This is a genomic window from Candidatus Poseidoniia archaeon (assembly GCA_030748895.1).
GTDB lineage: Archaea > Thermoplasmatota > Poseidoniia > MGIII > CG-Epi1 > UBA8886.
In genome coordinates this window covers 35,142-45,969 of record JASMLC010000013.1, presented here as the reverse complement: position 1 = coordinate 45,969, position 10,828 = coordinate 35,142, and the positions used below count along the sequence as shown (strand labels likewise).

Sequence of the window (10,828 nt, the reverse complement as noted above, 5' to 3'; positions counted from 1 at the left end):
GCCTTAGAACCGCGCCACGCCGAAGGTGTTGGGGTGGAGCTGGCGGCGGCCGGCCTCGTCGAGGAGGTTGAGGCAGAGGCCGAGGACGCGGCGCGAGTCCCTGGGGTCGATCAGGCCGTCGTCCCAGAGCCGGGCGGTGGCGTAGAAGGACGAGGACATGGACGCGTAGCGCTCGCGCACCGTCGCCTTCATGGCCTCGAGCCCGGCCTCGTCCACCGCCTCGCCCTTCCGTTTCGCCCGCGCCTCGTGGACGATGCCCATCACGGTCGCGGCCTGCTCGCCGCCCATCACCGAGATGCGCGCGCTGGGCCACATCCAGAGCTGGCGCGGCCCGTAGGCGCGGCCGCACATGCCGTAGTTGCCTGCACCGAACGAGCCGCCAATGATGACCGTAAACTTCGGAACGGCAGCGTTGGAGACTGCCATCACCATCTTGGCGCCATCCTTGGCGATGCCGCCGGCCTCGTATTCCTTGCCGACCATGAAACCGGTGACGTTTTGCAGAAAGAGCAGCGGAATTCCGCGCTGACAGCACATCTCGATGAAGTGTGTGCCCTTCAGTGCTGACTCGGAAAAGAGCACGCCGTTGTTGGCGAGAATCCCGACAGGGTAGCCCATCAGCCGGCCGAAACCGGTGACGAGCGTCGGCCCGTAGAGTGGCTTGAACTCGTGGAAGCGCGAGCCATCGACCATGCGCGCGATGATTTCACGCACGTCGAACGGCTGCCGCGGGTCGCTTGGCAGTATTCCATAAATCTCGGCAGGGTCGTGCAACGGCTCCTCGGGCGGGGTCACCTCCAGCTTCGCCTTCGGGGAGCGGTTCAAATTTTCCAGGATAGAGCGCGTGATTTCGAGCGCGTGCTGGTCGTCCTGCGCGATGTGGTCGCTGACGCCGCTCTCGCGGCAGTGCACCTCCGCCCCGCCCAGCTCTTCCGCCGTCACGTCCTCGCCGGTGGCGGCTTTCACCAGCGGCGGCCCCGCCAGAAAGATAGTGCCCTGTTCACGAACGATAACTGTCTCGTCACTCATCGCCGGGACATATGCGCCGCCAGCGGTACAGCTGCCGAGCACGACAGCGACCTGCGCGATTCCGGCGGCCGACATCTGCGCCTGGTTGTAGAATATGCGGCCGAAGTGCTCGCGGTCGGGGAAAACTTCGTCCTGTTCCGGCAGAAACGCGCCACCACTATCGACAAGGTAGATGCAGGGCAGTCGGTTCTCGGCAGCCACTTCCTGTGCGCGCAAATGCTTCTTGACCGTCAGCGGGAGGTAACTACCACCCTTGACCGTCGCGTCGTTGGCGATAACCATTACCTCGCGCCCATGGACGACGCCGATGCCGGTAACGATGCCGGCCGACCGCACGTCATCATCGTAGATTCCATCAGACGCCAGTGGCGAGAATTCGAGAAACGGCGCGCCGCGGTCGAGAAGCACGTCAATCCGCTCGCGGGCAGTGAACTTGCCGCGCGCGCGGTGGCGCTTGACTGCCTTCGCTGAACCGCCGCCCCGCGCCTGCGCCAATCGCTCTTTCAGCTCTGTCACCAGCGCGCGATTCTGCTCGACATTGGTCAGGTAACCAGAATCGGCGGTATCAATATTGCTCGCGAGCGGCTCCATCAAGCAGCCTCCAGCTCAATTACCAGCTCGCGCTCGCGAACCTGTCCGCCCGGGGCGGTCGCAGTCACTTGCGCCACCGTGCCGCCGCGCGGCGCGCGCAGCCGGTGCTCCATCTTCATCGCTTCCAGCACGGCGAGCGTGTCGCCCTGCGTAACCGAATCGCCTGCGGAGACGCGCAGCTCAACCAGCTTGCCGGTAATCGGCGAGAGCAACAGGTCACTCGCCGCCTCTGCCTCAGCGTTTCGCGCGGCGGCGATGTGCTCGAGCTCCCACGCCTGCCCCTGGCAGTGGACCCAAGTGCGACGGCCGTCGCGCACGACGTGCACCCGCACCACCCCCGCGCCGGCGTCAACCTCGTAGAGCCCCTCCTCAAGCTGCTCGAGATGCCCCTCGACCGGTTCTCCGTCCACCTCGCCCGCGAACTCGTCGCCGCGCTGCCGCAGCGCAACCGCGTACTGCGAGTCGCCGCAGCGGAAGGTTTGCGACATCACACCCCCTGCCGCCAGCCCGACTGGCCGCCCCACGGTGACCACGGGTCACGGCCGACAGCCGTTGTCGACGGCTGGCCGCTGCCACCACGAGTTGCTCCCGCCACGACGAGCGCCTCCAGCGATGGCGCTGCGGGCACCCATTCACTAAAGTGAGTATCGATGAAGTGCGTGTCCAGCTCCCCCGCGCGGAACGCGTCGTGGCGCAGCAGCGCCTCAAGGTGCGCGATGTTGGTCGTCGGCCCGAGGATTACGTAATCGCGCAGGGCCTGCGTCATACGGTCGAGCGCATCTTCACGCGTGGCGTCGTGCGCCAGCAGCTTGGCGAGCAGCGGGTCGTAGTCGGTGCCGATTTCCTGCCCCTCGACAATGCCGGAATCGACCCGGATTCCCGGCCCCGTCGGTTCGCGTAGCCGCCGAATACGGCCGGGTGACGGCAGGAAGTTGCGCGCCGGGTCCTCGGCATAGACACGGCACTCGATAGCGTGGCCGCGCGGCGCAATGTCCTCCTGCCGCAGCGTTAGCGGCTCGCCAGCGGCAATCCGCAGCTGCCACTTGACGAGGTCGACGCCATAGGCAAGTTCGGTGACACCATGCTCGACTTGCAGCCGCGTGTTCATCTCGAGGAACCAGAATTCGCCGTCCTGGAACAGAAACTCGACCGTGCCGGCGTTGCGGTAGCCGACCGCTTTTGCGGCGGCGACGGCTACTGCGCCCATCTGCTCGCGCAGCTCGGGCGTCAGCGCGGGCGACGGCGCCTCCTCGATTACTTTCTGGTGCCGCCGCTGGAGCGAGCATTCGCGCTCGCCGAGGTGCACCGTATGGCCCTTGTTATCAGCCAGAATCTGGACTTCGATGTGGCGTGACCGATTTATATATCGCTCGAGGAGAAGTCGGCCGTCGCCGAAAGCCGCCTCAGCCTCGTGCCGCGCCGCCTCGACGGCCGCTTCGAGGCCGTCCGCGTCCTCGACGACGCGCATGCCTTTCCCGCCGCCACCGGCGGCCGCCTTTACTAGCAGCGGGAACCCGATTTTTTCGGCAACCGTTGCAAAGTTATCCCCGACAATCCCGTCGTGACCCGGGATGACCGGGACGCCCGCGTCCTGCATCAGCAATTTGGCGGCCGACTTGTCGCCCATCTGGCGAATCGTCTCCGCGCTGGGGCCGATGAAGACCAGCCCCGCTTCCTCGACCGCGGCGGCGAAGTCGCCGTTCTCGGAGAGGAAGCCGTAGCCGGGATGGATGGCGTCGGCGCGGCTGGCGCGCGCCGCCGCGATGATTTTCTTCGCGTTGAGGTAGCTCTCGGCTGGCGCTGCCGGCCCGAGGGCGACCGCTTCGTCGGCCAGCCGCACGTGCGGCGCGTTCGCGTCTGGCTCTGAATAGACGGCGACCGTCGCGAGGCCAAGTTCGCGGCAGCCGCGGATAACCCGGCACGCAATCTCGCCCCGGTTCGCGACCAGTACCCGCCGCATCTACCACTCCGGCTTCCGTTTCTCGAGGAAGGCAGCGACGCCTTCCTGCGCCTCGTCAGAATCACGGAGCGCTGTAATGACGCGCGCCAACCGGGCGTTGCGCTCCTCAATTGTTTCATCGCGTGTCAGCAGCATTTCCTTGATGGCACGCTGCGCTTGCGGCCCGCCCGCGCGCAGCTCCTTGAGCAGCGCGTCAGCCACTGCCTCCAGGTTACTAGCCACGTCCGTGAGCAACCCCAACTCGAGTGCCCGCAGTGCATCGAAACGCTCGCCAGTCAGGAACAGCTCGCGCGTGCGAGCCACCCCCATCCGCTGTATCGCCCATGGTGAAATCACTGCCGGCGCGAGGCCGACGAGCACCTCGGTGAAACCGAACTCGGCCTCGGGGCCGGCGAGCACGAAGTCGCACGCCGCCACCAGCCCCATCGCGCCGCCGTAGCAGCCGCCCTGCACCAGCGCTAGCGTCGGCAACGGGCACTCGGCGATGGTGCGAAACAGCTCGGCTAGCGCCTCGCCCTGCTCGACCGTCGGCGGCGACGCCATCCAGCCCAGGTCAGCACCGGTGCAGAACTGCTTTCCAGCACCCGCGAGCGTGACCGCGCGCAGGCCGACATGTTCGGCGGCGCCAGCGAAAGCGGCGGTCAGCGCGCCCATCATCTCGGGGGTCAGCGCATTGCCCTTCTGCGGGCGATTGAGGACCAGCCGCAGGACATCGTCGCGTGACTCGATACGGACCTCCGGCGCGGCAGCCATCTGGCGGCGAGAGGTCGCGGGATTTAATGCTAGTGCGCGTCGACGTGCGCCTCAAGGTCGTCGCCGCCGGCGAAGGCACTCTGCACGAGTGAATAGAGTTCGTCCATCCCTTCACCCTCGCGCGCCGAGACCGCCACAAGCTGGCTCTCGAGCGCCAGCGTCTGCAGCACCCGCAGCAGCTCGCCCGAGAGGATGGCATCCATCCCCTCCCCGGGAGGCATATCGCCGCGCAGCATCTCGAGGTCGGAAGCCCAGCCGAGGATGCGGTCCACTTCCTCGGGCTCGAGCAGGTCCGACTTGGTCAGGACGGGGAACATCGGCACCGGGAAGCGCAGGTGCGCAGCTGCTGCAAGCAGCAGCTGCGTCACGAAACCGGCCGGTGTTCGCGACAGCAACGGGTCGAAGAGCATCACCAGCCCAGTGCGCGACGAGAGGCCATCGACGAAAACGCGCGGCGCCTCGCGGTAGAGGAACAACTCGGTCTGCCCCGGGGAATCGACCATGACGTAGTCGCAGTTGAGCGCCTCGACCTCCTTCTGCAGCCACTCCAGCTCGACCGCCAGCAGGTCGGCGCAGACCACCTGCGCCCCGTTGGGACCGAGGCCGTATTCGGTCATCACGTCGCGCAGCGTCAGCCGCTCGCGCACGTCGATATCGGGCGCGTAGGGAATCGTCTCGGCACCCGGGTCGAGGTTCAGCGCGATGGGGTCGAAGCGCTGCAGCGTGAGCCACTCCTTGAGCGTCGCGACTAGCGTCGACTTCCCCGCCCCAGCCGGACCGACGAAGAAGAGCAGCGCCGTGTGCGCCATTAGCGACGACGACGCAGGAGGGCTACCGTGCCGAGCAGCGAAAGCGCCGCTATTCCCGAGATAGATGGAATGCCGAAGAGGCCGCCATCGTCCTCGCCACCATTGTCGGTGCCGCCGGTGCTGACATCGCCGAACTCCTCCACATCGGAGGCGTAGACGTTGTTAACCTCGTTGATTTCGCGCACCTTGTTGTTGGGGTCAACCTCGGCGACGAAGATGAACTCGCCCTTCTCGCGCGCCCAGGTGAAAGTGAGCGACCAGCTGCTGCCACGCGACAGCCCACCGTTGATAGTCTTGGTTCCGAGATTCTCGCGCGGTACCGCGGCGTCGCTGTCGGCAGCGTAGTCATCCCAGTCATACACCTTGAGCGAGACTTCGACGTCCCAGAGGGTCGACTGCTCGCCCTCAACGAACAGTACGTCGACGATTATCTGCACCGAGCTGGCGGTATCCTTGACCGACATCTTCTCGATGAGCAGGTCGGTCGTCAGTTTCTCGATGTTGGCAGTGGTCGTCGCGGCGTTGTTGTCCTCATCGGTATCGATCATGGCAAAAACCTTGATCGTGATTGTGTAATTGTCGCTACGGTCCTTGTCGGGCACCCAGTTGACCGTGATGTTCGCGTTGGGATTCGCCGCGGTCAGGTTGACGTAGGCTGTGTTGGGCATGAATATAGCGCTGGACCAGTTTTCTGGTCGCCAGTCGCTCGGTTCCCCGCTTGGTTTCTCGGGTGAAACAAGGAAATTCTCACCAGCCTCGAGCTGGAGAACGTCGCCCCAGCCACCGGTTCCCTCCACGGTCACGCGGAAGAAGAGGTATTGCCAGCCCGAAGCCGGGAGGTTGTTGAAACCAATCTCGAAGCTGAGAGGATGATTCTTGCCCGAAAGGCCATCGGTAGTCGTGACATTCTGCACCCAGCCGTCGATGCTCGTCACGGCCGGGAGGATATCGTACGCCTCGTTGTTGCTCTCGTCCATCTCGTTGATGTCGTCAGCCGCGTCAGCTTCGGCCACTACTTTGTAGGTGCCGAGGTCAGTGAAGATGTAGCCAATCGAGACGTTGGCTGACTCGCCAATCGCCAGAGCAATTCCAACCGCGGTCGTGCCAATCACGGAATAGGACGGAGCCGCAGTACTGAAGGTAACCTCGAAGTCAGCCCCTTCGCCCGGACTCATGTCGCGCAGCCCAATGTTGCTGACGACAGCGGTGATGGTGCTGGCGACGCCGACCGCGGCGCTGCCGTCCTCGTCGACCGGCGTGATTACCACGTCGCTGACAATCAGGTCAGGGAGCATTTCCTTCACATTAATCGAGAGGTCGTTGCGCAGGTTGTTAGTCTCGTCCCACTCATCAATCTCGTTGCCGGGGTCGACCATGACCTCCAGCGTGTAGTCACCGATACAGGCGCTACCGCCGCAGTTGAGCGGAATATCCCACTCGAAGGTGAAGAAAATTATGTCCGGGAAGGTTCCGACATCAAGCGGTCCGAGGGTGTAGGGGCCGTATTCCTGCAGCTCGGGGTCGGTGATGCGCAGCCGCACGTTGGTGTCGGTCGCCATCTTGTTTCCCAGTTCGCTCTGCTGGATATGGAGGTCGAGGTCGATGGTATCACCTGCGTATGCCTGACCAGGAGTCGAGACACCTGCGACCCGTAGGTCCGGCTTGCGCTCGATTACCTCAAGGTAGTCCTCATGGGCATCATACCAGGTAAGGTTGTTGTTGTCCTCGCGAGCCTCTTCAAGATTGTTGTCAGGGTCAATCACGATGCGCAGGTCCCAGTCGCCCGGGCCATCTTCGGGAATCGACCAGTTCAGCCCCAGCTCTTCCTCGGAACTAAAGGTCTGGCCGGCGCCAATCGTCACACGCAGGTCGCCAGTCGTGTTAACCTGCTGCCAGCCGCTGCCATCACACGGGCACTTTTCCACCTCAAGGTTGATTACGATAGCTGGTGGTCCCGCGGCACCCTCGCCGATGTTGGCCAGGGCATAGATAACGGTTACCACTTCACCCGCTATCGCCTCAGGAGGACTTAGAGTTATAGATTCCTGAGCCGCCTCGTACCAAGTCAGGTCGGGCAAGGTGCAGTCACCGATACAGATTTCGTGGGTGTCCCGGTTATTGGAGATATTGTTGTCCTCAGTGTTGTTTTCGTAGTAATCGGCAATTACAGTGAACTCATACCATCCATCATCGGTGTCCTGGGGAACCTGCCACTCAAACTCCATCATCTCACCTCCTTCCTCACCCGGGGGTGGGGGCTGGATGTAGTCGTAGTGCAGTGGAGTGGGGTCAATCCAGTTCTGCGGTTCATCGCCTGCCTCCTCGAAGAAGAGACCAAGTGTTACCGGCGTAGCGGTGCTGACGTTGCCGGAGTTGCCGATGCTGAAGCGGAGCAGCATCTGCTGGCCTGCCTGAGCCTCGGTGTCCTCAATATCCAAATCGGCCCAGACGTCGGCAATGCCTATTTTCGGCTCGACGTTGAACCAGCCCTCGTACTCGTTGTTGTCCTCGTCGTCCTCACTGACGGTCTCGTCGTAGTCTACAATCGCGACAGGCATAGTCTCCCCCACGCTGTCAAAGGTGATGTTCAACGTCAGCGAGCCGGTCTCACCGGCACCCATGTTAATGTAGTCCGAGATGGCCATCTGGTTGCCATCCTCGTCGTCGATACCGATTCGTACACCATTAGCGTCGGCGTCGCCACTGTTCTCCCACGCCAAGTAGACCTCATAGAGCGTGTCAGCGCGTGGAGGTGGACTTCCAGCAGGCTCGTAGAAATCACTGAGCCAGAGGTCTGGTCCCGGATTTCCTGCAGCGGTTGGGAAAACTAGCAGTCCCGAAAGCAGTAGCGCTCCTGCAAGAAGGAACGAAGCGAGTTTGTTTCCATTGTTGGATTCCATGTAATCTCCCTTCGCGCGCACGTTGCTGCTGCTTAATAAGAGTGTTCACGACGGTCTTATATCGGCCCCTCAAGTGGCGGGCGCATGCGATTTGAGATTGAGGGCAACCCCGATTACGGTGAGGTTATCGTCGAGCTTGGGCCGGGCGAGGAGCTGCTGGCGGAGCCGGGGGCGATGTCACGCATGTCGTCGCACATGGAGGCGCAGTCAAAGCGGCTCGGCTCGTTCTTCGGCGCCATCATCCGCAAGCTGTTCGGCGGCGAATCATTCTTCGTCGGCCGCTTCACGCACCCCGACGGCGGCACCGTCGCGATTGCACCACGGCTGCCCGGAACGGTGACGCACCGCCAGATGAACGGCGACAGCGTCTTCCTGACCGCCGGCGCGTTCCTCGCCTGCACCCCCGGACTGAGCGTCAAGGCGAAGTTCGGTGGGCTGCGCGCGCTCTTCTCGGGCGAGGGCGCCTTCCTGATTGAGGTTTCCGGCACGGGGGAGCTGTTCTACAACGCCTACGGCGGCGTCATCGAGCAATCGGTCACGGGAAAGTTTACGGTTGATACCGGCCATCTGGTCGCCTTCGAGCCGTCGCTGCAATACAGCATCGGCGGGATGGGGAACCTGAAATCAACCTTCCTGTCGGGCGAGGGGCTGGTCATCAAGTTCCAGGGCAACGGCAAGGTGTGGGTCCAGACGCGCACGCTGCCGGGGCTGGCGGGCTGGCTCACCCCGAGGCTCTGAAATGGACGTAACCGTCGCAAACCGAGGAGCATTCGGCTCGGCGCTGGTGACGCTACAGCCGGGCGAGGAGTTCGTCTCCGAAGCGGGGGCGATGTATCGCGCCTCGGGCAATATGGACATTGAAATCAAGTCGCGCAAGCGCGAGGGCGGCGGCCTCTGGGGCGCGCTCAAGGAGGGCGCCAAGGCGATGTTCGCGGGCGAGTCGTTCTTCCTCTCGACCTACCGCGTCAAGGATAACGCACCGGGCGAAGTCGGCCTTGCGCCGACACTGCAAGGCGAAGTTTCGTCGCTGAAAGTCGGTGCCGAAACGTGGATTTGCGCCGGCGGCTCGTTCCTCGGCGCGTCGAGCGGAGTCGAGCTGGACACGCAATATCAGGGCTTGAAGAAAGGGATGTTCTCGGGTGAGGGACTGGTCTACGTCCGCGCCGCGGGGCAGGGCGAACTGCTGGTCAGCGCCTACGGCCGCATCTCGGAAGTCGAGGTGCGCGGCGGAATCACGATTGATAACGGCCACATCGTCGCTTTTACCGAGGGACTCGAGTACGACATCGGCAAGGCGGGCGGCTGGATTGCCTCTGCCCTTTCCGGGGAGGGGCTGGTGCTGAAGTTCCGCGGCAACGGCCGCGTGCTGGTGCAGTCGCACGACCGCGACCGGCTCGGCAGCGCGCTGGGGCCACTGCTGCCCCCGAGGGATAACTGATGCGCCACCGCCTGATTTGCGGACCGGGCTACGCCGCGGCCGAAATCGAGCTGTCGCCGGGCGAGGAGCTGGTCGCCGAGGCGGGCGCGATGGCGTGGATGGACGACTCCATCCGGGTGCGCACGCAAGCGCGCGGCGGGCTGCTGAAGGGACTGGGCCGCATGGTTAGCGGCGAGAGCTTCTTCCAGAACACCTATTACGCCGAAGGTGCCGCGGGAAAGATTGCGCTGGCGCCGGGCGTCCCGGGCGACATCGTGCCGTACGAGATGAACGACGAGACGCTCATCATGGAGCGCGGCGCGTATCTCGGGCACAGCGGCGACATCGAGACCTCGGTGAGCTTCGAAGGCTTTACCGGCGTTTTCGCCGAAGGGCTCCTCGCGCTACAGGTCACGGGAACGGGGCTGCTCTTCTTCAACTCCTACGGCGACATCCAGGAAGTGGCGGTCAACGGCAACTACACCGTTGACAGCGGCTACGCGGTCGCGTGGCAGTCGTCGCTCGACTACAGTATCGGCCGCACCGGCCGCTCCATCGGCGCGTTCCTGTTCGGCGACCAGCTCGTCAGTCGTTATCAGGGCCGCGGCAAGCTGTGGGTGCAGACGCGCAGCCCGCGCACGCTCGCCAGCTGGGTTCACCCGTTCCGGCCGGTCAAGAGCGATAACCAGTAATGGGGGCGCTGGCGGACGACATCATCGGCTGCCGCCTCTGCCCGCGACTCGTCGCCTACGGTGCTGACGTCCGCGAGCGCGGCCGCAAGCCCGGCTTCGGGCGCGACGACTACTGGTGCCGGCCGGTGCCGTCGTTTGGCGGCCGCAACGCGTGGCTGCTCATCGTCGGGCTGGCGCCTGGCACCCACGGCGCCGGGCGCACCGGGCGGCCGTTCACCGGCGACTACGCTGGCGACCTGCTCTTTCGCGCACTGTGGGAGCAGGGGTGGAGCAGCGGGCCGGAATCGCGCTCGCGGGACGACCCGCTCGCGCTGGACGGCGTGCGCATCGCCAACGCGCTGCGCTGCGCGCCGCCACAGAACAAGCCGACCGGCGACGAACTGAAGCGCTGCCGGCCATTCCTCGAGCGCGAGCTGGCGCTGCTGCCGCGGCTCGATACCGTGCTGGCGCTGGGGGGCGTAGCGCACCGGCAGGTCATCGCGACCGTCGGCGGCCGGCAGGTCGATTTCGCCTTCGGGCATGGCGCGCGCCACGCGCTGCCCGGCGTCGGGTGGGAACTGGTCGACAGCTACCACCCCAGCCGCTACAACCTGAACACGCGGCGCTTGTCGGAAGAGCAATTCTCCGCCGTACTGTCATCGCTCCGCGATTGATATTAATAGCGCCCGGCCTGCGCC

The 10,828-nt window shown here is 64.4% G+C and carries 10 protein-coding genes; 4 read left to right on the top strand and 6 right to left on the bottom strand.

Annotated elements, in window-relative coordinates:
• Positions 1 to 3: 3 nt before the first annotated feature.
• From QGG57_05935 to QGG57_05910, 6 genes are read right to left on the bottom strand one after another with little or no spacing between them, the layout of a single operon-like run.
• Complete coding sequence (locus tag QGG57_05935) at positions 4 to 1,620, bottom strand: carboxyl transferase domain-containing protein (GenBank protein MDP7007706.1); 1,617 nt, start codon at positions 1,618 to 1,620, stop codon at positions 4 to 6.
• Positions 1,620 to 2,108: a DUF2118 domain-containing protein gene (locus QGG57_05930; GenBank protein MDP7007705.1), complete on the bottom strand. Its 489-nt coding sequence runs from the start codon at positions 2,106 to 2,108 to the stop codon at positions 1,620 to 1,622. The genes QGG57_05935 and QGG57_05930 overlap by 1 nt, the downstream gene beginning before the upstream one ends.
• Positions 2,108 to 3,580, bottom strand: coding sequence for an acetyl-CoA carboxylase biotin carboxylase subunit (locus QGG57_05925; protein ID MDP7007704.1), 1,473 nt, complete (start codon positions 3,578 to 3,580; stop codon positions 2,108 to 2,110). The genes QGG57_05930 and QGG57_05925 overlap by 1 nt, the downstream gene beginning before the upstream one ends.
• Positions 3,581 to 4,333, bottom strand: coding sequence for an enoyl-CoA hydratase-related protein (locus QGG57_05920; GenBank protein MDP7007703.1), 753 nt, complete (start codon positions 4,331 to 4,333; stop codon positions 3,581 to 3,583).
• A gap of 29 nt (positions 4,334 to 4,362) precedes the next feature.
• Complete coding sequence (locus QGG57_05915) at positions 4,363 to 5,142, bottom strand: ATP/GTP-binding protein (GenBank protein ID MDP7007702.1); 780 nt, start codon at positions 5,140 to 5,142, stop codon at positions 4,363 to 4,365.
• On the bottom strand, positions 5,142 to 8,063 hold the full coding sequence (locus QGG57_05910; protein MDP7007701.1) for a CARDB domain-containing protein: 2,922 nt from the start codon (positions 8,061 to 8,063) through the stop codon (positions 5,142 to 5,144). Before QGG57_05910 ends, QGG57_05915 begins: the two co-directional genes overlap by 1 nt.
• 63 nt (positions 8,064 to 8,126) lie before the next feature.
• Here QGG57_05910 and QGG57_05905 point away from each other — a divergent pair, with 63 nt between their 5' ends.
• From QGG57_05905 to QGG57_05890, 4 genes are read left to right on the top strand one after another with little or no spacing between them, the layout of a single operon-like run.
• Positions 8,127 to 8,780 (top strand): TIGR00266 family protein, encoded by a 654-nt coding sequence (locus tag QGG57_05905; GenBank protein MDP7007700.1) that lies wholly within the window; start codon positions 8,127 to 8,129, stop codon positions 8,778 to 8,780.
• A 1-nt stretch (position 8,781) separates the two neighbouring features.
• A complete protein-coding gene (locus tag QGG57_05900; GenBank protein MDP7007699.1) occupies positions 8,782 to 9,480 on the top strand; it encodes a TIGR00266 family protein in 699 nt (232 codons plus the stop codon).
• Positions 9,480 to 10,151, top strand: a complete 672-nt coding sequence (locus QGG57_05895; protein MDP7007698.1) for a TIGR00266 family protein — start codon at positions 9,480 to 9,482, stop codon at positions 10,149 to 10,151. The genes QGG57_05900 and QGG57_05895 overlap by 1 nt, the downstream gene beginning before the upstream one ends.
• On the top strand, positions 10,151 to 10,804 hold the full coding sequence (locus QGG57_05890) for a uracil-DNA glycosylase (protein ID MDP7007697.1): 654 nt from the start codon (positions 10,151 to 10,153) through the stop codon (positions 10,802 to 10,804). The genes QGG57_05895 and QGG57_05890 overlap by 1 nt, the downstream gene beginning before the upstream one ends.
• Positions 10,805 to 10,828: the final 24 nt, after the last annotated feature.